22 protein-coding genes and 3 pseudogenes are annotated in these 24,185 nt (G+C 52.8%); 7 read left to right on the forward strand and 18 right to left on the reverse strand.

Going from position 1 to position 24,185, the window contains the following annotated elements; all coding sequences use genetic code 11:
- Nucleotides 1-368 precede the first annotated feature (368 nt).
- From P6M73_RS00005 to P6M73_RS00020, 4 genes are all read left to right on the forward strand, one after another.
- A complete protein-coding gene (locus tag P6M73_RS00005; RefSeq protein WP_277854152.1) occupies nucleotides 369-539 on the forward strand; it encodes a hypothetical protein in 171 nt (56 codons plus the stop codon).
- Between the two features lie 192 nt (nucleotides 540-731).
- Nucleotides 732-1,502 carry a serpin family protein gene (locus tag P6M73_RS00010; RefSeq protein WP_277854153.1) on the forward strand — a complete coding sequence of 257 codons (771 nt, stop codon included), beginning with the start codon at nucleotides 732-734 and terminating at the stop codon, nucleotides 1,500-1,502.
- 840 nt (nucleotides 1,503-2,342) lie between these two features.
- Nucleotides 2,343-2,483, forward strand: coding sequence for a hypothetical protein (locus tag P6M73_RS00015; RefSeq protein WP_277854154.1), 141 nt, complete (start codon nucleotides 2,343-2,345; stop codon nucleotides 2,481-2,483).
- A 114-nt stretch (nucleotides 2,484-2,597) separates the two neighbouring features.
- Entirely contained in the window at nucleotides 2,598-2,822 is a 225-nt protein-coding gene (locus P6M73_RS00020; protein WP_277854155.1) for a hypothetical protein, read from the forward strand.
- Nucleotides 2,823-3,560: 738 nt separating this feature from the next.
- On the opposite strand, the gene P6M73_RS16875 is transcribed toward P6M73_RS00020, so the two are convergent.
- From P6M73_RS16875 to P6M73_RS00070, 10 genes are all read right to left on the reverse strand, one after another.
- Complete coding sequence (locus tag P6M73_RS16875; protein WP_489666513.1) at nucleotides 3,561-3,803, reverse strand: hypothetical protein; 243 nt, start codon at nucleotides 3,801-3,803, stop codon at nucleotides 3,561-3,563.
- 210 nt (nucleotides 3,804-4,013) lie between these two features.
- Nucleotides 4,014-4,346 (reverse strand): hypothetical protein, encoded by a 333-nt coding sequence (locus P6M73_RS00030; RefSeq protein ID WP_277854157.1) that lies wholly within the window; start codon nucleotides 4,344-4,346, stop codon nucleotides 4,014-4,016.
- Complete coding sequence (locus P6M73_RS00035) at nucleotides 4,325-4,771, reverse strand: hypothetical protein (RefSeq protein WP_277854158.1); 447 nt, start codon at nucleotides 4,769-4,771, stop codon at nucleotides 4,325-4,327. Before P6M73_RS00035 ends, P6M73_RS00030 begins: the two co-directional genes overlap by 22 nt.
- 855 nt (nucleotides 4,772-5,626) lie before the next feature.
- Nucleotides 5,627-6,661 carry a solute carrier family 23 protein gene (locus tag P6M73_RS00040; RefSeq protein ID WP_277854159.1) on the reverse strand — a complete coding sequence of 345 codons (1,035 nt, stop codon included), beginning with the start codon at nucleotides 6,659-6,661 and terminating at the stop codon, nucleotides 5,627-5,629.
- Between the two features lie 213 nt (nucleotides 6,662-6,874).
- Nucleotides 6,875-7,321 carry a hypothetical protein gene (locus P6M73_RS00045; RefSeq protein ID WP_277854160.1) on the reverse strand — a complete coding sequence of 149 codons (447 nt, stop codon included), beginning with the start codon at nucleotides 7,319-7,321 and terminating at the stop codon, nucleotides 6,875-6,877.
- A 46-nt stretch (nucleotides 7,322-7,367) separates the two neighbouring features.
- On the reverse strand, nucleotides 7,368-8,276 hold the full coding sequence (locus tag P6M73_RS00050; protein WP_277854161.1) for an MFS transporter: 909 nt from the start codon (nucleotides 8,274-8,276) through the stop codon (nucleotides 7,368-7,370).
- Nucleotides 8,277-8,648: 372 nt separating this feature from the next.
- Nucleotides 8,649-8,870 (reverse strand): DUF1667 domain-containing protein, encoded by a 222-nt coding sequence (locus P6M73_RS00055; RefSeq protein WP_277854129.1) that lies wholly within the window; start codon nucleotides 8,868-8,870, stop codon nucleotides 8,649-8,651.
- 68 nt (nucleotides 8,871-8,938) lie between these two features.
- The gene (locus tag P6M73_RS00060) at nucleotides 8,939-9,280 is read right to left on the reverse strand and encodes a bacterioferritin-associated ferredoxin (protein ID WP_277854162.1); all 342 of its coding nucleotides are present in this window, start codon (nucleotides 9,278-9,280) and stop codon (nucleotides 8,939-8,941) included.
- Between the two features lie 431 nt (nucleotides 9,281-9,711).
- On the reverse strand, nucleotides 9,712-10,266 hold the full coding sequence (locus P6M73_RS00065; protein WP_277854163.1) for an FAD-dependent oxidoreductase: 555 nt from the start codon (nucleotides 10,264-10,266) through the stop codon (nucleotides 9,712-9,714).
- A 31-nt stretch (nucleotides 10,267-10,297) separates the two neighbouring features.
- Complete coding sequence (locus P6M73_RS00070; RefSeq protein WP_277854131.1) at nucleotides 10,298-10,822, reverse strand: HD domain-containing protein; 525 nt, start codon at nucleotides 10,820-10,822, stop codon at nucleotides 10,298-10,300.
- 613 nt (nucleotides 10,823-11,435) lie between these two features.
- Here P6M73_RS00070 and P6M73_RS00075 point away from each other — a divergent pair.
- From P6M73_RS00075 to P6M73_RS00085, 3 genes are read left to right on the forward strand one after another with little or no spacing between them, the layout of a single operon-like run.
- Nucleotides 11,436-12,971 (forward strand): SH3 domain-containing protein, encoded by a 1,536-nt coding sequence (locus P6M73_RS00075; RefSeq protein ID WP_277854164.1) that lies wholly within the window; start codon nucleotides 11,436-11,438, stop codon nucleotides 12,969-12,971.
- 19 nt (nucleotides 12,972-12,990) lie between these two features.
- Nucleotides 12,991-13,179 carry a hypothetical protein gene (locus tag P6M73_RS00080; RefSeq protein ID WP_277854165.1) on the forward strand — a complete coding sequence of 63 codons (189 nt, stop codon included), beginning with the start codon at nucleotides 12,991-12,993 and terminating at the stop codon, nucleotides 13,177-13,179.
- On the forward strand, nucleotides 13,176-13,748 hold the full coding sequence (locus P6M73_RS00085; RefSeq protein WP_277854166.1) for an N-acetylmuramoyl-L-alanine amidase: 573 nt from the start codon (nucleotides 13,176-13,178) through the stop codon (nucleotides 13,746-13,748). Before P6M73_RS00080 ends, P6M73_RS00085 begins: the two co-directional genes overlap by 4 nt.
- A gap of 768 nt (nucleotides 13,749-14,516) precedes the next feature.
- Here P6M73_RS00085 and P6M73_RS00090 read toward each other — a convergent pair.
- The 8 genes and pseudogenes from P6M73_RS00090 to recF all read right to left on the reverse strand — a co-directional run bounded on the left by P6M73_RS00090 (nucleotide 14,517) and on the right by recF (nucleotide 24,150).
- Nucleotides 14,517-15,275, reverse strand: coding sequence for an ExeA family protein (locus tag P6M73_RS00090; RefSeq protein ID WP_277854167.1), 759 nt, complete (start codon nucleotides 15,273-15,275; stop codon nucleotides 14,517-14,519).
- Complete coding sequence (locus P6M73_RS00095; protein WP_277854168.1) at nucleotides 15,268-15,771, reverse strand: Mu transposase C-terminal domain-containing protein; 504 nt, start codon at nucleotides 15,769-15,771, stop codon at nucleotides 15,268-15,270. The genes P6M73_RS00090 and P6M73_RS00095 overlap by 8 nt, the downstream gene beginning before the upstream one ends.
- 117 nt (nucleotides 15,772-15,888) lie before the next feature.
- Nucleotides 15,889-16,623: a hypothetical protein gene (locus P6M73_RS00100; protein WP_277854169.1), complete on the reverse strand. Its 735-nt coding sequence runs from the start codon at nucleotides 16,621-16,623 to the stop codon at nucleotides 15,889-15,891.
- A gap of 58 nt (nucleotides 16,624-16,681) precedes the next feature.
- Entirely contained in the window at nucleotides 16,682-17,161 is a 480-nt protein-coding gene (locus P6M73_RS00105; RefSeq protein WP_277854134.1) for a DUF6431 domain-containing protein, read from the reverse strand.
- A 154-nt stretch (nucleotides 17,162-17,315) separates the two neighbouring features.
- Complete coding sequence (locus P6M73_RS00110) at nucleotides 17,316-17,708, reverse strand: hypothetical protein (protein ID WP_277854170.1); 393 nt, start codon at nucleotides 17,706-17,708, stop codon at nucleotides 17,316-17,318.
- A gap of 648 nt (nucleotides 17,709-18,356) precedes the next feature.
- Nucleotides 18,357-20,857: pseudogene (gene gyrA / locus P6M73_RS00115) on the reverse strand (DNA gyrase subunit A); the annotation flags it as partial.
- 3 nt (nucleotides 20,858-20,860) lie between these two features.
- A pseudogene (gene gyrB / locus P6M73_RS00120) lies at nucleotides 20,861-22,770 on the reverse strand (DNA topoisomerase (ATP-hydrolyzing) subunit B).
- A 284-nt stretch (nucleotides 22,771-23,054) separates the two neighbouring features.
- Nucleotides 23,055-24,150: pseudogene (gene recF / locus P6M73_RS00130) on the reverse strand (DNA replication/repair protein RecF).
- Between the last annotated feature and the right edge of the window lie 35 nt (nucleotides 24,151-24,185).

Consider the following 24,185-nt stretch of genomic DNA (forward strand, 5'->3'; position numbering starts at 1 on the left):
GAAATCACCGTCGACCAGCCCTATCTCATCGTCATTGAATACCAGGGCCTGCCTCTGTTTTAATCGCTCAGATCAAGCAGCCGTCAGAAATTTTCATAGCCTCACTCACCACGTTTGAAAACGGAGGAATCCAGATGAAACGATCCACCATTCCAAGTGATTCTGGGGCTGTCCCTGCTATTACGGCTGTGCGCCGGTCACGCCGGCTTCGGTGTTCTTAAAGCAGGTTCCGGTGAATTCAGCCCGAACTGCAGTTCCGAGTCCCTTCCGAGATCCGTTCCAGTCTGTATGAGCTGGCGGAGGGGGAGTACCCCGGCCTATTTCGCGGCCTCGGAGAAGAAAAATCAGATCTTTTCCCCGCTGTCCCTGTGGACGGCCCAGGTGTTCTGCGGGAAGGCGCGGCCGGGGAAACGCTGGCGGAACTGAACCGCCTGATGAAGCTGCCGGCTGGTTTTGATTCCTCGAAGGTCATTCCGGACCTGACCAGAAGCCTCTGTTTCATGACGGCATCGAAATTGCTCCGGGACAAAGCCGGATGAATCCAAGTACGGCATACGCCTGACCAACGGAATCTTTTTCGATTCACGCTATATGCCGCCAACATCAAATCCCAGTATTTCGAAACCGCCGCCTCCGTCTGGAGCGCGGAAACCGCTCAGGTCGACTTCACCAAAGAAAAGGAAACCAAAGGAAATCATCCGGCAATGGGTCAGTGACAAGACGGACCCTGCATGGAGGATTATGAAGCGACCTTTGAGACCGATGGCTCTGCCATTCTCAATATCTATAACGTGCTCTACCTGACCGATCTTGTGGCTGGTTCCGCCAGAAGCTTCAAAATCAGACCTTCCACGCTCCCTCCGGTGACGTCCAGGTTCCCTTTGTGGGCCGACTGGCCGATGGGACGGACGCTATGTGGATCATGCCAAAGCCCAGGCGGTCGCCTTCCCCGGCGAACAGGGCATCCGGGTCTGGTTCCTCCTGCCCAGGGGAGAAGCCGAACCGCTGGATCTGATTCCAGAGCTGGCCTCGATTCTGTCCGAAGGGTCCCCGGCCGCTGGTGGATTTCAAAGGCTCCCGCCCTGGATATCAATGGCGAGAACCTGTCCCTGAAGAAACTCCTGATCGACAAAGGCTACACCAACATGTTCCTGTCCGCGGACCTGTCGAACATGCTCAGCGGCGTGACGGCTTCCGTCACCGAAATCAAGCAGAAAACCAAACTGCAGCTGGATGAAAAAGGCTTCAAGGCCGCTGCCGTCACTGAAATCGGCGTCGGCAAAACCTCCCTCCCCGGGGACAATAAGATTGAGTTCACCCTGGATCGCCCCTACCTCCTGGTCATCGAGTACCAGGGACTCCCCCTCATACATATCCCGAATCCAGGATCCGTCAGAAGCGTAGGCCATCCCCTCACAAATCCGGATCCACGGTACCCTTCACCCAGGACGTGCCTGACAGAAGAGAACCGCCTGCAATGTAAACGACCTGTTCCGGACTGACATGGACCAGGAACAGGTCGTTTTTGTCTGAACTATGTTATGACTCAAGTTCTGGCGTAAGTTCTGAGCCTTAGAATCTGAAATCATGGAACACATCAGGGTGAGAGGGAACCGGACGGCAGTGTTTACCATACGTCCTCCTGCCAAATCAGACTGCGGCGGGGATGCGAGGATGCCGTATTTTGCCCTGATCGGTGGGTTTAGCTGCCGGGTGATTCACAGATGGAGATTTCTTTTTCGGATCCTGTTCAGGGTTTTGAGGTAGATTCCCGCGATCAGAGTCATGGCGGCTCCGATCAGGAGAGAGAGGTTCTGCGCTCGGATTTTTGACATGGGACATCCTCCCGCTTGTGCAGTGTGGTTCGGGTGCTGGTCTTCCGGCTCAAAGTCTTGTCTTCTACATATACCCCCTACTATACATCGAATCCGGCGCATATGGTATTTATTCTTGAAGCTTAGGGAACATCCCGCTTAATTTCGCACCCTTCCCTCCAGATAGCGGCGTTGGCCGGACCAGCTTGGTTCAACAGCTCCGGCGTTCCGCCCGGAAGTAACAGGCCGGACTGCTGTTCCAGTTTGCTCAAAAAGGAAGACTTTCATGAATTATAAATTGCCTCTCAACATTCTTCACGTTGCCGATCTGCATCTGCTGTCCGCCCGTCTCTCATGACAAAGGCGATGCCCTGCACCGCATCAGTCTGCAGGGTGACGGCAAAAAGTTCTGCCCTATTCAGCGGAAATCGTGGAGGCGTTCACCTGGTATGTGCTCCGCCAGAAACCGGATCTATTGGTCATCAGCGGCGATCTGACTTTCCAACGGGGAATTGGAGAGCCATCTGGATGTGGTGCGGAACAGCTTCGCACCGGATTCAGTCCGGGGGAATTCCGGTAGCGCTGATTCCCGGGAATCACGATATCGCCATCGCTTCGGCGGCCGCATTTCCTGAAGGGAAGCATCCGGTCGGCGCCGTCCATCAGTGAGCCAGAATTCCTGGAGCTGTACCGGGCCTTCGGCTATGACCGGGCCCGCTGGCGGGATCCGGCTTCCTTCAGCTATATCCTGGAACTGAATGACGGGCTGCGGCTGGCTTTTGATTGATACCAACACCCGCCTGGCACCGGGCAGGATTTCTCCGGCAACGCTGGAATGGCTGGACCGGTCCCTGGGGGGGGAAAGCTTCCGCTCAGAGGCTTGAAACCATTCCTGACGGCGACCCATCAAAATATTCCTGGTCCATAATGAAAAAGTTCACCAGGGGATTCATCATCGACAACCATCTGGAGCTGATGCAGGTTCTCGATAAGTATCGGATCGGCTGAATCTGTCCGGTCATATCCATCTGCAAGCACCTGGCTCTAACTCCGGGAGGTCTCAACGAAACTGCCACCGGGGCGTTGTCGGCGTTTCCTCATTTAATGGCTCATGTGAAGGCCATTGATGAGGAACTGGTCCTGCAATACCGGACCGAATCGCTGAACGTGTCCGGCTGGGCCGCCGGCCGAAGGAGTGTGGCTGACCCTAATCTGATGGATTTTAGAGGCTTTCTCCAGTCGAGTACTTTTACGGGATTTCAGCGCTGAAGACCGGTGCTGATCTGCTCCAGGATCCTTCCCTCAGCGAACCGGAGGTGATTCGAAGAATGGCGTGAATTCGCGCGGCGGAAGTGACCCGGAGCCTATTTCTCCGGAACCCTGCATCTGCTGCTGCGGGATCCACGCAGCGTCACCAGGGCTATCGCCTGTGGGAAGAAAAAGGGCGTCACCTGCGGTTCTGGCATTATCTCAATTCCTTCCTGATTGCTCTCCCGCTCAAGAATGAGAATGAGCTGCGGCTGTCGCTGCGGCCGAAGCCCTGAATGGCGCCTGCTCGGTCTGATAGACCCGGCAGGCCGCCAGAAACCGGCTCACCGCTTCCGGATTATCGGACCAAAGCAGGTGCGGGTAACCCGCCAGGGTTTGCCTGGTCTGGCGGAAGGCCGGATAGGATCTGCCGCTGCCGGCTTTAACGGCGGTGAAGCGGTCGCCGGGATCGTCACTGACGGAGTGATGGAAGCTGTGCTAGCCGGGATGACGGCTCCCCGGGGCAAGAGCAAGATTGTCTGCGTTGGCGGTCAGCCTGGCATATCCGAAATCCTGGAGCGAATCGGTCATCCGGGTGATTCCGGGAAAACGCCCGCCATCGGGTACTTTCCTCTCTCCCGATGGTGTCCGGATGGCTTTGTGCAGCACCATAAAGCCGCCGCACTCGGCGCATAGAATTGGCAGCCCCGACTGTGAGCCTGTCCGGAGGGCTTGGAGCATCCCCTGATTTTCGGACAGAGTCCGGGCATGCAGTTCGGATAGCCGCCCCACAGGATCAGGCCATCCAGATGGTCCAGCAGAGCCGGTTCGTGCAGCAGGGAGAAAAACACCAGCTGGGCTCCCATGGTTTCAAGGAGGTCCAGGTTGTCCTGATAGTAGAAGCAGAAGGCTTCATCCTGGAAATGCCGATCCGCAGCGGTCCGGTCCCCCTCAGCGGATACTGGATCGTCTCCGTACTGTTCGTGGTGCCGGATCCGACTCCGCTTCGATCCCTTCCCTCCGGCAGGATCGGCTCCGTTTCGTATCATCGTTTCCCGCGGGTCCAAGCGATCCGCTCCGGCGGCAATCGCAGAAAAGATCCCAGTTGACTCCCTGTAAGGCCGCCTGCCCCAGGCGGTCCAGCTTCTGGCGGAGATCGCTGATCTCCGCCGCTGTGATCAGGCCCAAGTGACGGGATCCGATCTCCGCTTCCGGAATGGCGGGCAGCGCGCCCACCACCGGCAGCTCCAGACGCTCCTGGATCATCGACCGGTAATACGCCACCAGGCCATCCGGGCAGTGGTTGAGCAGAATGCCCACACTGCACACCGGTTGGGCATGAACTTCCAGAGAAGCCAAAGATTTCGGCACAGACGGACAAACCTTTTCCATGGACGATGACCACCAGGAACACCTGGCGTGCCCGTGACCAGGGACACGGCATTGGCAGAAGCTGTTCCCTCATCATCGAAATGCCAGTCATAGAGCCCCATCACCCCCTCAATCAATGACAGATCAAAGGACTGACAACCGTGATTATGCAAGGTGGATCGGACCGTGGCTTCCTTCATCAGAAACAGATCAGATTGCGGCAGGGAATCCCCGTGACCTCCCGGTGAAACATGAGATCGATGGAAATCGGGACCGCACTTGAAGGCAATGGGTGATTTGCCCAGCAGCTTCAGGGCAGACAGAATGGCTGAGGTCATCGTCGTTTTTCCCGCTCCCGCTGCCGGTTCCGGCAATGAGGAGGCGTGGTCTGATTTGATTCATAATGGTTCGCTTTCGCTTCGGGGAGCGAAGCCAGCGTCAGCAGGATGCTTCCCCCTGATGACCCTGAAATATTGTCATCAACGGACGGCATCCTGAAATCTCGGCATTCACTGACATCTGCTTCAACCATCGCTCTGGCCGAAGTATCGCCTGGTTTGTTCTCCGAAATTGTACCAAAATTTTCAGCCTGCGTGATGCTGTATCCCGGGGAAGTACTATTTTTGATCACCAACCGGTGCGCTTCCTTTCCGGTTCATATCCTGCCCTCCGCCTGAATCCGTTCATGACAAAACTCCCTGTCGGAGCAATCCGAGCTGTTCGCTCTGCCTGGCAGGGAGTTTCTGATCTCTGTTGTTATTGACCAGTCAGACTCGCATCTGACGGATGTTTCACATTCAGTGAATCTTTGGTGGTTAAAGTCTGTTGCTTGATCCGGACTATGCCAGATCGACATCCTCATCGACGATAACGGGTTCTTCCTGATTGCCGGGCTCAGCAGGAGGTTGGGGAAGGAATTCCGACGATGGCGGCGGTGGCAATGGCCGGGGAAACGCACGCCGAAAGAATGGAATCATGGATTCCGGGAAGTAGAAAGCTGCCGCCCAGAATATTGATGAGGATCACGAGGAGATGATCGCAAGATTCTTGGAGCTGAACATATCCACCTGCTTCTCAATGATGATGGCGATTCCCTGAGCGGCAATGACACCGAACAGGTAGATGGACAGTCCGCCGATGAGCGGCTGCCGGAATGGAATGAACCGCGTTGACCAGGGGGGTGAAGCTGGAGATCACCATGAGTCGGGATTGCCGCCGTAATCCGGCACGTTGACTGAGAAGTTCTTGGAAATGGCCATGGCGGAAATGTTTTCGCCATAGTTGGTGCCGGCCGGTCCGCCGATGGCTGCGGAAACGATGTCGCCGATTCCCGTCACCGATGAGGTTGTCGCCCAGGCGGTTCTCCAGGTCGTAGACCTTAGTGGAACCCTTCTTCTTTGCCCAGATTGTTGACATAGATGTGCAGCTGGAAGATGTGGGCCGTCGATTCCGGGATGGTGGCCAGCGCGATGGGCATAATAGCAGCCACTGCAACAAAGGTCGGCTTGGGCAGCGTGATGACCGGCAGCTGAAGCATGGCTCCCTGAATGAGTATCAAAGCTGATGAACGGAATTTTCGTAACCATCTGAACGATGATGGCAACGCCATAGCCGGTCAGGAGTCCGAACAGGATCGGCAGCTGGCTGAATCGTCCCTTCAGATAAACTGAGTAAAGGATGGTGGAGAGCAGGGTCGCGATGGCGATCACCCAGGCCCAGTTCATTCCCCAGGCGGGATCCACGGAGGCCGGCACAGCGGTGGCGTTGGACATGGCCGAACCAGCCAGGGACAGACCGATGATGATGGCAATGGGTCCGGTGACGCTGGCGGGCAGCAGGCGATCAATGAGCTTGCGGCCGTACCGGCGGATGATGAAACCGGCAATGATCGACACGAATCCGGACATCATGATACCGAACTGAGCAATGGAGATTCTTTCATTCATGGGCAGATGGGCATAGGTTGATCCCATGGTAATGGAGGTAATGGCCGCGATGTAGGAGAAGCTGGAACCGTAGTAGAGCGGAATCTTGCGTCCGGTCACCAGGATAAAGCAAAGCGTTGCCAGCCCTGAGGCGAAGATGGTGGTGGATACGTTGAATCCGGTCAGCAGAGCGACCAGAACCGTCGCGGGGAACATGACGATGATTTGTTGGAGTGCAAAGAATAATAATTCCAGGGGCCTTGGCGTCTCATCCGGCAGATAGCCGTGTACCTTGTTGGTCATGAATAATACCTCCAATTTTTTGCAATAAAAAAATCCTGCTCGCCGCAAGATCGCACAGTTATCCCATTTGTTATCTTACGGTTTCTCGAGAACCTTTTTAAAGATTTATCATTACGATGATATCACTTTCTGCTTCAAATAGAAAGAAGGAAATCAAACCCGGGGTTTATTTCACGTTTTATCACCATTCATCGGTGCTCGGCGATGAAATGCTCAAAAAATTGCCGTTCGATTTGACGAAACCAATTGGATCAAAGCAAAAGACCGCCGAAGCGGTCTTTTCGCTGCCTGATTCATCCAGTCCAGTGATCGGTCAGAGGCTGTTCTTCCTGGAATGAGTGCCGGGTGACTTACTGGTTTCCTGAATCTCCGGGCTGCGTTTTTCTCCCAGGCGTGCGTCACCTGCAGAATCGCCAGGAGCGCCAGCGCGAAGGCAATGGGCGCGTAAACAAACAGGGAGCGGAAGCTGCCGGACAGGTCCCGGACCAGTCCGAACAGGATGGGGCTGGCAATGGATGCAGAGAAGGAAAAGAAATAGTAGTAACCGGTGAATGTTCCCAGTTCATTCTCTCCCGCCATCTCCAGCACCATGGGCAGGGAATTGATGTTAATCCCGGCCCAGAACATACCGCCCAGAAGCAGCAGCGCCGGATGCCCCATAATGATTCCACAAACAGAAGCGGAATGAACACCGCCACCAGTCCGATCAGACCCAGGAGGATCGTTCGGCGCCGGCCGATCCGATCGGCAATGATCCCCGAGGTACGGCGAAAATGACAAAGGAAACGGAGAAAAATGCCAGCAGCATGGCTGCCTGTCCCTCACTCTGTCCCAGGACCGTCGTGGCATAGCTGGTGAAGAATGTTTCCACCGCGTTGTAGGCACAAAACCAGAAAAAATCGCCAGAAGCAGAAAGAACAGGCTGCGCCGGGAATCGGACGACAGCTTGCGGAAGCCCCCAGTCAAAGAATGACTGATCACCAGATTCCTCCTGGGTATCCGGCGGAGTCATCAGTCTGGGATTGAGCCGGTTTTCCTTGATCAGGACAAAGAGCAGGCCAACGGCCAGCAGCATGATGACGGACCCCATAAGGAAAGTGGCGCCGCGGCCAGCTGGCTGTGGGCGATGCGTCCCCCACCAGAAAGGCGATGATGGAGGCAGCGCCGCCCGCATCAGATTAATCAGTCCGTTGGCCTTGCTGCGCAGGGGGTCCAGTGTCAAATCCGGCATCAATGCAATCATGGGAGCCCGCCAGATGGACATGATGAAATTAAAGATAATAATAACCAGCATCAGAAGCCATAGCACTTTCATCTGAGGAATGAAGGCGAACAGCACGGCGCAGATCGGTGCGCCAATCAGGATATAGGGCATGCGCCGGCCGAACCGGGTGCGGGTTTTGTCGCTTCTGGCACCGAAATACGGCTGAAAAATCACCCCGAAGACGTTGTCGATGGTCATGATCAGACCGACGGTGGCGGTGGAGGCAATGAAGTCCTGAAGAATCAAGGGTACGAAACTGTTGTACAGGCTCCATAACAATGAGCTGGCAAAAAATCCCAATCCGATCAGCAGGGTCTGGCGAACGTTCAGCTTCAGCTTGTCCTGTGGCATATGACCATCTCCTCACAGCGTTGTTATGATAAATTCTTTTTACTTCTTTGACAGATGCTTCATCCATGACAGATGCTTCATCCATAAATGGTTCTGATCCTCTGTGTATTATCAGCTTTCTCGGTTTGTTTCGGGCTGGTCCGGTCCGTTTAGTGCACTCGGTCTGTCTCTGGCTGTTTCGGTCTGTATCAACCCAATGCAGTCTGCCAGTCTGTTGATCTGTCTGTTTGTCACTTCTGGGCAGAGGTCTGTTATGCTCTTTGGTTCTGTCTGGTCCGATCTTATTATCGGAGGAGCGCTCTTCTGAGCTGGTTTGTGGTGACTGGTGTTTGACCGGATGGAGCCTGGACCAGATTCTGATTCTATGGAGGACTACTCGACGGTTTTGGTGGCGACAATGTTAATGCCCTGGTTGAGTACATTGAGGCAGATCACGTCGCCCCGGCGGACGGGCTTTCCAACATAAATGCGGGAGAGTACCCGGGAAATCGGCAGGAACATTTCCATCTCCACTGGTTGGGTGCTTTTCACCGGCACCACTTCAATTCGTCCGGAGTCCTTGCAGCGAATGAGGGATGTAAAATAGGCTTTCATGGCCAGACCTCCTATATGCTTTCGAATTCTTTGATTCGGGCAGTCAGAATGCGGGGATTCGCTTGGAGTCATTGAGGAATTTCCTCGGGCTTTTTGTCCAGCTCCTTGGCCAGAATTTTCAGGATCCGATTCATGCAGTAAGATCCTGACAGCTGCCGAAGGAGATGCCGGTGCGGCGCTTGACGCCTTCCACGGTACGAGGCTCCCAGCGGCCGCCGGATGGAGTTGACGATTTCTCCTTCCGTCACCTGGGAACAGGTGCAGATCATATGGCCAAAGCGGGGATCAAAGGCAATGGCTTCATTGCGTTCCTTGTCCGACAGATCGCGGAACCGGAAATAATCCCGCCGTTTGAATACATAGTCCGGATTCTCAGCTGTCTTGAAATTGCTGACCACCAGGTCCGACACAATCTGTGTGACCCGGGGCAGCAGAGCAGGCAGTTGATGGTTCTTAACCTCCAGGTTAATGTAGCCTTTTCTTCCAGCAGATCACTGATAACGATGGGCACATCATAGTAATTATTGACGGTTAACAGGGTCCACCCGCTCGGAGGAAACGGTCCGATGAGCTCTTCCACCCGGTGCTTGACGCCCTTGTAATCCATGCGTTGGGAGGCTTCAATGGCAGCCACTGCCTTTCCTGAAAAAGTCGGCATGATGGAGGAAGCATGGCCGTCAGCATGAAATACGTTCAGCATGAGCCCGATATCCTGTTGGTAATTTTTCTCCAGCAGCATCGTCTGCAGCGGGACATCCGCGTGGCCCGGCGGTATTCCCCGCCGCCCAGGTACAGATCGTTGAACGCCGTGATGACCACTACCCGGCAGGTATATTTGGATTTATTCGTGGTAGCGAACCTCGTCATGGGCGATTCGTTCGATGGCGGTTACTTCTTCTTCGAGGCGAATGCGGACTCCATTTTCTGAGGCGATCTCTCCCAGAGCGGTGGCCATGTCATAGGGAGAAATAATACCGGTGTTCTCATGGCGGATGATCCATTGATAGCTGTCTTTGATTTGCGGTGTCCAGGCAGCGGCCTCTTCCCGGCTGACCGGGCGGGCTCCCTGGATGCCCCGGCGGTGGATCCTCTCCAGGGCGGCCTCAAAGTCCTTCTTCTCGTCATAAATCGACAAGGATGGCTCTTTCTCGTAGTAGAAATTGCCTTTCCGGCTGTACTCCAGCAGTGGAATATGGGAATCCCGGAGCAGTTCATAGACCGAATCATCCATGACATCCGTCCCGTCGGTTACAAAGGTTGTAATGAACTGGGCTACATCTTCCGCAATGTCGAAATTGCGCTCGATGACAGCAATATTCAGATTATAGCGGGCAAGTGCCGCGGCAACACTGCAGCCGGCGAGACCGCCGCCCAGAATGACTACATCATAATCCATCTTTCGTCCCTCTCTTGGTTCATCGTGCTGGTTAGTTCATTTCATCGGCCTGACAGAATAATCGGAAAAGGTCGCGTTCCCTCGCTTCGTACCGCCGCTCAAACAATTCGGGATCATGATGAAAGCGGATCAGGTCGTACAGAAACGGATCGGACGCAAAGCTGTCCCAGGCAGTCACCATGGCATAGCCGTATTCGGGGTGATGCTGATAGATGTCCCAAGCTTTCCAATGACCGGCCACCGCCGGAACGCGGCGAATAATGCCTGCCAGGAGAACCACCAGTGTTTTCTGGATCGGCCCGGCGCCGTAGCGGATTTTGCCGACATCATGCAGGAGGGCGGCGCGGAGCAGCTGTCGTTTCCGCTCTCCGGTGACAGCGACGGGGAGCAGCTGTTCCAGCGTCTGTGCCGTTGCAATGGTGTGCAACAGCTCGGCTCGACGCAGTTGTCCAACGGCCTGCCGTTCCGGTTCTATCAGGTATTGCTTCAAATAAACTTCGTTCAGCGGTCGAACCGGCGCTGCCAGATCCATGAAAAACTGCCTGACTCTGGACATAATATCTCCTTTTCCCGTTTCTTTCATTTTACCACAGCCGCAGCCGGACAAACGTTCCACAATTCTGACCCCTGGCCTGTGGATAACTTTGTTCAAAAAGTGGCCTCTAACGATTTCATAAAAGGTTATGAACAATTATCTCCTCTTATCCACAAAAACTGTGGATAAACTTGTTAGATAGAAATTTCAGACAATTGTCCGGTACTATGTCAACCACCCCCATGAACCGTTGAAAACACTGGATTCACGCTTTGAATTTGGGCTAAAATAATGAAAATTAACCCTGATACAGAAAGGAAAACGGCTATAACAGGCCTGTATCCCAGCTTAGCGATCTTTTATCCACATCCTGGGAATGGTCATGCAAATAGTAACAAAACGGTTAAAACCCTTGCAATACGTTATTCTTTGAAGAAAATCATTATAAAACTAGAAATCCTTAAAACGACGTTTTTTACTCTATTTTTGATTTTCGAATTTACGTTCTATCATCCAAAATGGGCTAAAAATATTAAGATGAATTGTTATCAATTATGAAACAGTCATTTTATCAATTGACATTAACATAATACTGCTTTCAGTATAGTATTGAAGCGATAATTAGGAGGAGTATATGATGTTTAACAAGAGAGCACAGGAAATCATATTAAAAACGGCTCTTGTTTGTTCCGTCTCCGGTGCAGGGTACCTGGTCGGCGCACAGATCGAACCGCAAAACAGCATCGTTTACGCGCAGACGGTCTATAAAACCACCGTGACCACGAGCATGCGCCGCGGTATGCGCAATGATGAGACGCTGATTGTCAAAATACCCTCCCGTCAGGCCGTCGATATCCTGGGCGTCTATCAGAATGGCGCCTGGGCAAAAGTGCGTTGGAACAACCGGACCGGCTATATCCGCACGATGTATCTGACCAAGGCCCAAAGTTCAGGATCTTCCGCCGCTGCCTCACCGAAATCCGGTTCTTCTGTCCGCTCGGACGGATACCACATGTTTACGGCGGAGTCCGTGACCCTTCGAACATCAGCTTCCTCTTCCTCGGAAAAACTGACGGTGCTGAAACCGGGAACCGATTTCCTTCTCATCGATCGAAAAGGCTCCTACTATAAGATCTACGTCAACAAACGCTATGGCTGGATCCCAGTCAGTTCAGCCCGGGACTACAGCAAGACTGGAAACAAATCCGAAACCAGTCAGTCCGCGAAGGAATCCACTTCGAAAAAAACTTCTAGTTCCGCCCAGTCTGTGAAGAGTGACGGCTACCATATGGTCACATCAGGAACAGTCAATTTCCGGTCAGAGGCTTCCGCTGACAGCCGGAGGCTGGGTAGTCTCCCCGGCGGGAGCGATGTTCTCATCATTTCCCGGAAGGGCGACTGGCTGAAAGTATATGTCAACAAACGCTATGGCTATGTCCATAAAAAAAACCTGGCGGATTACGGAACGTCAGCCGCTGACAAGGCGCTGGCAGCAAACCGATCCGATCAGAAGGACTCCTCATCGGAGAAGAAACCTTCAACCGGTGAAGGCCAGTCTGATTCGGGCAAAGGCCAGTCCATCCAGTCCGATGGCTACCATATGTACGCCAAACGCCAGACAGTACTGAAGCAGGGAGCCGGTTCCTCATACAAGACCCGGACCACCGTGTCCGAGGGAACCGATTTTCTGATCATCGATCTGAAGGACGGCTGGTATAAAGTCCGCTACAACAAATCCTACAGCTGGGTGAAAAAATCAGATCTGACCGATTATACCAAAAGCAGTTCCTCAACCTCCGGCAGCGGTTCCTCCCAAGGATCCGGCTCTTCGCAGGACAGCTACCGCGGCGTCCATATCATGTCCACCAAACAGTCGGTGAAGCTGCTGGCAGGTCCCAACACGGACTTCAAGTCGAAGGCGACCCTGCCCAAAGGAACGGAAGTCACGGTCCTGAACGACTGGGGCTACTTCGTCAAGGTAAGCTACCAGGGCAAGGACGGCTATATCCACATGAAGCACCTCAAAAGCCCCAGGGTATACTTCTCCCGGCAGCAGCGGTTCCGGTTCAGGTTCCGGCGGCTCCGGCTCCGTCACCCCCAATGTCCAGACCCTGGGCGGCACCGGTCCGACCAGGTGAAAATCAGCCACAACAAAATACAAGGATACTGACATCAAAATCAGCGGTTCCGTGAAGAATACCAGCGCGACCAAAGTCAGCGTATTCCTGAATGGCACGTACCTGAATCCTGGACGCCTCAGCGGTCAGTCCTTCAACTACACCATTCCGTCCAATGTGACCCGTCCCGGCAGGAACGACCTGAGAATCCAGGTTGCGACCCCGGCGGCCTCCTCTATCAGACCAGCACCTTCACCGTGACCAAGGTTCCCACCATCGTGGTGGATGCCGGACACGGCGGACGTGATTCCGGAGCAGTCGGCAGTCTCAACGGCAAGTCAATCTACGAAAAAGATTATGACATCAAGTTCGCCAGCAATCTGCGCGATGAACTGATCAAGCTCGGTTTCCGGGTTGTGATGACCCGCACCACTGATTATGACGTGCCCCGGGCCGACCGGGCCTCGCTGTCCAACCGCTCCGATGCCGACCTGCTGTTTTCTGTCCATCACAACGCCGGTTCCAGCACGGTATCCGGCGGGATGACCCTTTACCCCTCGGCGAAAGCCAATCCTTCGACCCAGGCCGCCTTCAGCGAAAGCAAATTATCCGAAATGATGAGCTCTGCTTATTCCAGTTCAGGCATGGGCTACCGCGGCGCTTATCGGGACAAGGACATGTCCGGCGGTTCGCTCTACATGCTCCGCAATACCAACAGCAGATCCATCCTGACGGAAATCGGCTTCATCTCCCATGCAGGTGATGTCAAAAAAATCATTAACCCCGCTTTCCAGCAGGAACTGTCAAAAACTGGCCAATCAAGTCTATAACTTCTTCTACAAGTAAAGCAGATCCATTGACTTAGATACTGGTCAATTTCCAGACCTGGATTTCAAATAATCAACAAAAACATAAGTCTCACTCGAAGTCGAGTGAGACTTATGTTTTTGTTGAACTTATATATTTTAGATGGCTTTCCCTTACAAAACTACTTCGAGAACAACGCGTCCAAAGTAACTTGATCAAACACCCCTGTATAAAACCATCTTGACTCCCATCAAGAGGATCAATACTTACCTGAACCTGCAACGGATCCTGGAACAATAACCTTGGATAAAATATAGCCTTGTCCAAATTCCATAGTATAACAAGAGTTTTTTTGATAGAAAAACTTGAAATAGCAGGACAAAATAATCCTTGATTCACTCAAAATAAGTGAATTCAAAGGGCTTTGCCATTTTTATTCCCAGACTCATGAAATAGAGATCTACTTTGAAAATAGTGTGTCCAAAACAACTTGAACAATACCGCCAAGTCAGGGCTGTACTATTTATGCTGGAGCAATTTACTTACTTAAAAAGGAAATCAATGTATTAAGATCGTATACTCCAGAAGATTTTAGGTAAATACTGTCTTCCGTTACAATCGAATCGATCTGCTCCAAGAAGAATCCTGTTACTGCTATTGTTCCTTGTCCAGAAGTTGATGGTATTTCTTGTCCGGGAATTGCTGGAAAGAATGGCAAGTTGAGAGAAATTTCAACTTGCCATTTTGTTTAGCTCAGTTCACCATTGATGACCAGTTTGACCATGTGGTCGTCAATGATTCGCTTTCCACTTTGGTAACCAAAAATCAGGGTGCTGGTACACACTTGGTTGACTAGCCTGGCGGATCCACCGGAATATCGATAGATCGCCTCCAGTAGCCTCATCTGAGAAGAGCTCATGGTCGATCCCGGCATATTCCAGGTGGCGTTTCATGTATCCCTTCACCTGTGAGTGGTCCATCAATTGCATTTTGCACTGGATGTCGATCCGTTGCCGGATCGCCGTATAGGACTGCATCTGGAGCTTCTCCCATAGCTCGACCTGGCCCACCAGTACCAGTGCCATGGGACTGACGGCATCCATCCGGAAGTTGAGGAGAAAACGTACCTCTTCAAGCATTTCTCGATCCAACAGATGCGCCTCATCGACAACGACCACCGGACGCTTATTGTGGAGCCCTTTCATCAGCTCGATCTCTTTATGCAGCTGGCGTTTGGCATCCCCTCGATAGAATCTTGATTCGGCCCCCAGCTGATCCAGCATCCCTTTGTAGAAATTTCTCGGCGTCATTTTCGAGTCTGCCAGATAGATCAGGGTGTATCTGGTGTCATCCAGTTGATCGCGGAATCGGCGAATGGTGGTCGTCTTACCAGTGCCGCACTCTCCGGTGAGTACACAGAAGAGTTGCCGTTCGGCGACATAGGATAATCTGCTCAGGGACTCCTCCAGCGTATTGGAGGGGAATAGTTCCGTCGTCGGCAGATCCCGACAGAATGGAGTTTTCTTGAAGCCATAAAACGCTTCAAACATCACTGCCACCCCCTTTTCTTATGTCTTTGAAAGAGATGGCCGTAGACTGCTGTTTGTCTTTTCGCTTCTGATTCTGCTTTTGGGCACCATCGAGTAACCGGGAAGAGGTTGGCTTGACTGGAGTCAGGAACTCCGGCAGCTGAGGCTTGGGCGCCACCCGCTCCCCAATGACCAGCTTTCTCACCACAAAGGGTTTGTCATCCTGATACTCAATGCTCAGTTCCTCGGTGTTACTGGGGTCATAGACCACTTCCACGCTGCGAGCCACATAGGGTAGCCCAACTTCATACTTCGCGCCGCCAAAGTTGATGCAGCCACTCTTGTCGACTTTTCTGGTCTCGGCGTGCAAAAAGGCGTTGGCGACCTTCTCCGCCGGCAGATATTTCAAGGGCCTGGGATCCAGATTATACGCCTGATGCGGGGTCGTTCCATTGAGTGCGGTATGCGGTTTGTTCTGGTAGCATTCTTCCAACCAGATCCAGAACCGCTCATTCATAACCTCGAGGGATCGTTCCGAGTTATCGAATTTATACTCATCGAGAAACCGATCGATATTCTGATTGAATTTTTCTATTTTTTCCGGTGCCTTCCGGAGAGTAGGGCTTTGCGAAGATCAGCCGGATGCCAAACTTTGCGCAGGCTCTGGACATCCACTTATTTTTAAACTGGCGGCCGTTATCGAAGTATGCCTGCTCTGGAATTCCCCACTTGAGGATGGCTTTGCGGAAGCAATCCTCAACGATGCTCTGCTCAGGTTCGAGTAGAACTGGGCATGGAGGATCATCCGGGTAGCGTCGTCCAAAAACGCCACCAGATAGACCTGCTGCGGCTTGTTTCCAGGACCGATCGGCAGGTAACAGCCATACTTGATATCCGAATGCCACAGTTTGTTGCGGGTGCGTTTTTGAAATCGGCGGGTAGCTACCCCGCCAGCGGCATAGATGGCCATATGCTTCCCGCTGTAGCCCTTCTCCTGCAATTTCTCCTGCAGGCTGCTTCGCTTGATCGCGCCAGCTTCGGTGAGGCCTTCCCATTCCATGATTCGAATGATCTCAGCCACACTTCTGGACGGGATCTCTTTGCGCAGCCGCACGGCTTCGTCCAACACCAGCGCCGGGATGGCTCTTGAATCCTGCGATACCCTCGCCTGCGGCATCAGTCCGGAAAACCCCTTCTGCAGATAACTATTCCAGATATCGCCGTAAGGTCCGCTCGGAAATCCCAGCCTCGCGGCAGATCTGCTCCTTAAGCACCGGATCTGCCCCTTGTCCAAGTCATGGGAAAGAAGGGGCGCCAGTAGAATCGCCCGTTGCGTCGCTATTTCCTGTGCTTTTTCCTTGTCCTTCATGTCATGCCTCCATTCAATTTCAGTGATGACATGATTTTAGAGACTCCTCGGTGGACACCTATGCCAACTGGGTATGTGGCCATCGGTGATTGTTGACTAAAATCCGGACAACCTTTTTCAGCCAGCCCGCAGGCTCGCCTACAAAGAAGAAAATCCTCTCGAGTATGGACTGAGGCAGATCGGAAAAGTCGACCCCATAGTCCTGAGTGACTGTAGCATATGTACTGAGCAGAGCACCGACTAAAGCGTGGGCTCTGGAGTTGAACCAGGCTCGGACCCGCCGAATGGTCGAATTCTCAACGGGCACCGCTTCATGTTGACCGGTGATGATCTGCTCCAGGATCGTTGTGGTCTGCCGCTTATAGGGAGTTAAGAGATCCGGAAGTTCGTGATGAATCTTCCCGCAACCGGGGTTGGTACAGCGCAGGCGACGAAGCACCAGGATCATGACATCCCCATTCTCGTCGATCACTGATCTCCTGCGGGAGCCAATGACCTTAAGCGACTGATGACAGATGGGACATATGCTTTTCTCCATACTCCGAACAAAACACCTGATCGGGATTCCATTCTAAAACGTATTTTGATATACTGATCATGCTAATAACTTAGTAAGGATCCTCCCTGATGACTCGGCGCTAACCATAGAGTCAGGGAGGATCTCTTTGTCCTCCACAATATTATTATGGACATTATATCCGTCTATTTACGGACAGGCAAGGCTGGCTACTATAGGACGATTGGTTCCGGCATAAACAGAATCCACTTTTCGATTTACTTGAATAAAATATCATTTCATATGGGAAACCAAAGTAACCTTTTGGTCGAGCGGATGAATACTTGAACTTTGATTGCTGAAGATAATTTATGACTTCACTTTTAGAAGCTTCATCCTCAATTGCATTAACCAATTTATGGCCATTATATAGCTCTATTTTAACAATCTCGGAAGCATTCATTCCTGTCAGATCCAGTAATGTAGCCGCTGGTTTCATATGATTCCACACATCGCCAGCTATTAAAAGAGCCAGCAAAACAAGAAGGGTAATTTTACCTATTTTCAATCGTCTTTTTGTTCGATCCATCTAATTACCGCCTCACATACTAAAATATCAGCTGCTTCATTAATCCACTTCCTGAGCTGTATGCCTTGCCATCAACTGAATTGGCTGCAGCATATCATTATGGTAATATCGCATCTCAAGTTCCCACTCCCGGATCCCATGTTGAATGACATTATTGATGTTGCACATATCTCCATAGTATCAGTTTTCCATGAATATGCTATTTTTGGGTGTTTTTTTCAGACTGTGACAATTATATTAATTAACTATAAAGTGGCTGCTGAAAAGATTAATCGGTTTTAGATTTTTTGTTCTGGTTGCTTTAGCCATGAACAGTTTCTATGATCGGTCATTGCTGAAAAATGATCATGTTGATCAGACTGCAAAACCCTGGCTTCGCAAATCTTGCGAAGCCAGGGTTTTGATTTTTCTTATGGTTGAAGCACGTTGTGCCTTGTTATGGAAAGGATTCCTGATAGATTATTCTTCCGGATTCTCTGGTTCTGAGTCTTCTTCGTCGGATTCTTCGTCGGAATCTTCTTCGTCGAACAGGTCGTCAATCAGGCTGTCGGCATCCTCTTCCAGCTCATCTTCTTCGAGGGAGAGGAAATCGTCCTGCGGATCCTGGTCTTCAAATTCATCCATATCCGTCAGTTCCTCGTTGTCAAAGTGCCGCTCATCGCGATCCAGCAGTTCTTCGGAGTCAATTTCCTCGACATCCACTTCTTCCTCGCTCTCCTGGGCCTTCTTGATTTTAGCCATGGAGACGACGGTAGTTTCATTGATGTTCTTCATCAGGATGACGCCGGTGGCATCGCGGGAGGTGACCGCGATGTCGCTGGCTTTGATCCGGATGGCCACGCCATCGGAGTTGACCAGCATTACTTCATCCTCATCGTTGATGATGCGGGCCGCGGCGACCTTTCCAGAGCGGCTGGTGACTTTGTAGGCTTTGGTGCCGAGTCCGCCGCGGGTCTGCTGGCGGAACAAGCTGATGGGCGTACGTTTTCCCAGACCTTTTTCGGATACCAGCAGCAGCTTTTCACCTTCCACCGCAATATCCATCGTTACGGCTTCATCGCCCTTGCGCAGGCGAATGGCGCGAACACCGGAGGAATTCCGTCCCATGGGCCGGACATTCTTTTCATTGAAGCGGATGGCCATGCCGTTTTTCGTGACGAAAATCAGCTCGGCTGATCCCTTGGTTGCCTTGACGTGGAGCAGTTCATCCTCATCCCGCAGGCGAATGGCAATCAGGCCGTTCTTTCTGAGGTTGGCGAAATCCTTCAGCGGCGTTTTCTTGATGATGCCCAGCTTCGTTCCCATGACCAGGAAGCTGCCGTCCTTGATGGAACCGATGGAGAGCACGCACTGAATGCGTTCGTCCGCTTCCAGGGGCAGCAGATTGATGATGTTCATGCCCTTGGCACTGCGTCCGGCATCCGGAATCTCATAGGCCTTCAGCCGGTAGACCTTGCCCCGGTTGGTGAAGAAGAGCAGATGGCGGTGGGTCGAGGTGATGAACACATTGGTGATAAGGTCATCCTCTTTCATGTTCATGGCCTGAATGCCCTTGCCGCCGCGGCGCTGCGCCGAGTAGGCGTCCGTGGTGATCCGCTTGATGTAGCCCGAAGCGGTCAGGGTAATGACGACGTCTTCCTCGTTGATGAGGTCTTCATAGTCAATCTCATTTTCCTGCATTTCGATGGAGGTCCGGCGGGGATCGCCGTATTTTTCCTTGATCTCGAGCAGTTCGGTGCGGATGACATTCAGCAGGATCGCCTTGTCTTCCAGGATTCCCATGAGGCGGGTCATTTCCCGTTGCAGTTCGTCAAATTCCTGCTGGATTTTGCCGCCTTCCAGCTGAGAAAGCCGGCGCAGCCTGTGTCCAGGATCGCCACGGCCTGAATATCACTGAGTTCAAACCGTTCGATCAGCTCTGACTTGGCAGCTTCGGTGCTGGTGGAAGCCCGGATGATCCGGATCACTTCATCGATATGATTCAGGGCGATCAGCAAGCCTTCCAGGATATGAGCCCGTTCCCTGGCTTTGGCCAGATCATACTGGAGTGCGGCGGGTGACGACCTCTTTCTGGAATTCAAGATAATGATAGAGCATCTGCTTCAGGTTCAGCAGCTTGGGCCGCATGTCAACCAGAGCCAGCATGTTGACGCCGAAGGTATCCTGCAGCTTGGTATGCTTGTACAGCTGATTCAGGACAATATGGGGATTGGCATCCCGCTTGATTTCAACAGAAATCAGGAGACCATTCCCGTCGGACAGATCTTCGATGTTCGAAATGTCGACGATCCGTTTTTCCTTTACCATCTCGGCAATGCTCTGCACCAGTTTGGCCTTGTTGACCTGATAGGGCAGTTCCGTTACTTCAATTCGGCTTCTGCCGTTCTTTTCCTCGACAATCTCAGCTCTTGCCCGGACCACCAGTTTGCCGCGGCCGGTTTCATAGGCTTCCCGGATGCCGGTAGTACCGTGAATGATACCACCGGTGGGAAATCCGGTCCCTTGATGTAATGCAGCAGTTCCAGCACGCTGATGTCGGGCTGATCGATCATGGCGATGACGCCGTCGATGGTCTCACCCAGGTTGTGCGACGGAATATTTGTCGCCATGCCGACGGCAATGCCGACGGCGCCGTTGACCAGAAGGTTGGGGTAGCGGGACGGAAGCACGACGGGCTCTTTCTCATTGCCGTCGTAATTGGGCCGAAAATCAACCGTCTGCTTTTCAATGTCGCGGACCATTTCCACCGCCAGCTTGTCCATGCGGCACTCGGTATAACGCTGAGCCGCCGCGCCGTCGCCGTCAATGGAACCGAAGTTGCCCTGGCCGTCGACCAGAGGATAGCGGAACGAGAACGGCTGGGCCATACGTACCAGTGCGTCGTAGATGGAGGAGTCGCCGTGGGGATGGTATTTACCCATGACGTCACCGACGATACGGGCGCATTTCTTGTAGGACTTGTCCGGATACATGCCGGCTTCGTGCATTCCGAACAGGATGCGTTTATGGACGGGCTTCAGTCCGTCGCGGACATCGGGCAGTGCCCGGTCGACGATGACACTCATGGAGTAGTCGATGAAGCTTTTTTTCATTTCCTGGGATAGCTCAATATCCTCGATATGACCCTGGTTATTTTCAAATTCGCTCATTCCCTACCTCCTATAAGTCGATGTCGGCTTTGTTCGCGTTTTTTCGATAAATTCCTTGCGCGGTTCGACCTTCTCACCCATCAGGATGGTCAGGATCTCATCGGCCACCTTGGCATCGTCGACATTGGCGCGCTTCAGTGTTCTGCGCTCGGGATCCATGGTCGTCTCCCAGAGCTGGTGCTCGGACATTTCTCCAAGACCTTTGTAACGCTGGATTTCAAACTGGGTTTCCTTGCCACCCATTTCTTCCAGGATCTGATCCTTTTCAGCATCGTCATAGGCATAGCGATACGTCTTGCCCTTGGATACCTTATACAGCGGCGGCATGGCCATGAAGACGTGTCCTTCGTCAACCAGAGGACGCATATAGCGGTAGAAGAAGGTCAGGAGCAGTGTCCGGATATGGGCCCCGTCGACATCGGCATCAGTCATGATGATAATCCGGTCATAGCGGAGCTTGCTGCGGTCAAAATCATTGCCGATGCCGGCGCCAAAGGCAGCAACCATGTTCTGGATGGTTCCCGAGCTGAGGATGCGGTCCAGGCGCTGCTTCTCGACATTGAGAATCTTGCCCCGCAGCGGCAGGATGGCCTGGAAGCGGGAATCCCGTCCGGTCTTGGCAGTACCGCCGGCGGAATCTCCTTCGACGATGTAGATCTCACATTCCTTGGGATCCTTGGAGCGGCAGTCTGCCAGTTTTCCCGGCAGCGTGGTGGATTCCAGAACGCTTTTTCGGGAAATCTCCCGGGCTTTGCGCGCCGCTTCGCGGGCGCGGGCCGCCATTAAGCTCTTGTCCAGAATCAGCCGGCCGATTTGGGGATTTTCCTCCAGGTACTCTGCCAGCTGGGCTGTGGTAATCTGGTCCACCGCGGTTCTGGCTTCGGAGTTACCCAGCTTCTGCTTGGTCTGTCCCTCGAACTGAGGCTCTTCCAGCTTGACGGAAATGATGGCGGTGAGTCCTTCCCGGACGTCCTCGCCGGTCAGTTTCTCGCCATCCTTGACATAGCCGAAGCGCTTGCCGTAGTCATTGATAACCTTGGTCAGGGCGCGCCGGAAGCCTTCCAGGTGCATGCCGCCCTCTTTGGTGACGATGTTATTGGCATAGGATGAGATGTTTTCCACATAGCTGTCCGTGTACTGGAGGGCCAGTTCCACTTCCATGGTGTCAAATTTCTCATCCACATAGATAATTTCCTGATGCAGCGGAACCTTGTTCCGGTTCATGTATTCCACGTATTCCCGGATTCCGCCTTCGTAGTGGAAGGACTCGCTGACCGGGCTGTCTTCCCGTTCGTCCGTGACTGTAATGCGCAGACCCTTGTTCAGGAAGGCCAGTTCGCGCAGCCGGGCAACCAGAATATCATAATCGTAGACCCGTTCCTCAAAATCTGGTCATCCGCCTTGAAGGTGGTTTTCGTGCCATGACCCGTCGTGGTTCCAATCACCTGGAGAGGTTCCACCGGGAATCCTCGCCGGAATTCCTGCATGTGGACATGGCCGTCGCGGGATACTTCCACCCGCATGTACTGAGACAGGGCATTGACGACCGAAGCGCCGACGCCGTGAAGGCCGCCGGATACCTTGTATCCCCCGCCGCCGAACTTGCCGCCGGCATGGAGCACGGTATGGATGACTTCAACGGTGGATTTTCCCAGTTTCTGATTCATGCCCACGGGCATGCCGCGGCCATCATCCTGGACTGTAACCGAATTGTCGGGGTGGATATAGACTTCAATGTGCGTAGCAAATCCAGCCAGGGCTTCATCGATGGAATTATCTACGATTTCCGTAACCAGATGGTGCAGCCCCACCAGCGAGGTGGAACCAATATACATACCGGGGCGCTTACGGACGGCCTCCAGTCCCTCCAGGACCTGGATCTGGCTGTCGTCATACTGACCGGCCCGTTCCATTAACGTTTTATCTTCCATGATTGGTCTCCTCCTGATCGAAGGCGGACTGAGCCCGCCGGATTAAAGTCTGTGTCGAAATGGGTGACAGGTATACGATGGATTTATGATCCTTCTCGGCCACCACAAAGGACTTGGGCGGATCATCCGAAATCTGGTGGATAAAGCCCTCATCACCGGCTGTCTTTAAAAAGACAGATTGTCTGAGGAATTGCCGTTGTTTTCCAGATTAAAGATCCCGATGATCTCCCGAAGCTGGACCGATATATTTTCTCCCAAATGCAGGATCATCCGATTACCTCCATGGCTGCTGTGCCTTCCTTGATCTGGAACACCCTGGCCCCTTCGATCAGACGTTTTTCTATGTTTTCATAACCTGTCATCGTAATGATGGTCTGTATGCCCTCGATGGATGACAGAATGAAATTCTGCCGGGACAGATCCAGTTCGCTGAGCACGTCATCCAGCAGCAGGACCGGAAATTCACCGGTCAGCTCGCGGATGATCCAGAGCGAGGCAAATTTCAGAGTCAGAATGACGGTGCGCTGCTGCCCCTGGGAACCGAAGGTTCTGGCGTCGGCGCCGTTAATGAGTATGGCGAAATCGTCGCGATGCGGCCCAACGGAGGTTGCGGCGCGCTCCATATCCTGGCGCCGGTGCTCTGTCAGCAGCTGTTTCAGCGAAGCTTCCAGAGGCTTCGCCGGATCCAGGCTGGTCCGGTATACAATCTCAATTTCCTCTTTGCCCCCGGTAATCTCGTGATGGATCGGGCGGGCCTTGGTATTGAGTTGTTCGATATATTCCAGCCGGCGCTGGATAATGCGCGCTCCGTACTGGGCGGCGTTGGTGTCATAGACATCCAGCACCGTCCGGTCGACCGATCGCATCTTAAGCAGATTATTTCGCTCCTGGATCACTTTGTTGTAGCTCACCAGGTCGTGATAATAGAATTTATCCAGGGCGCTGATCTCCATGTCGAGAAAGCGGCGCCTGGTTCCGGGAGTCTCCTTGACGATCTTCAGATCCTCCGGCGAGAACATAATGACGTACAGGTTTCCCAGGAGATCGGGAATCCGCGTGATCTTGCGGCCGTTGACCTCAATGAACTTGCGGCCCTCGCTGTTGAAGCGGAGGACAATTTGCTTGTCCACCGGTTCCCGCTTAACTTTTACCGAAACCTGGGTAAACGGCGCGTCAAACCGCTGCATTTCCTTATCCCGGGTGGTCCGGTGGCTCCGTCCGTAGGCACAAAAATACTGCCTCAAGTATATTGGTCTTTCCCTGGGCATTGTCTCCGGTAAGGATGTTTACTCCTTGGACCGGCTCAATATTCAGCTTTTCATAATTTCGAAAGTTTTTTAATTCCAAATTTTCAATATACATACGAACCTCTACCTTAAAATTATACCATAAAATGG

This window comes from Anaerococcoides asporogena (genome assembly GCF_029590275.1).
Lineage (GTDB): Bacteria > Bacillota > Clostridia > Clostridiales > Clostridiaceae > JG1575.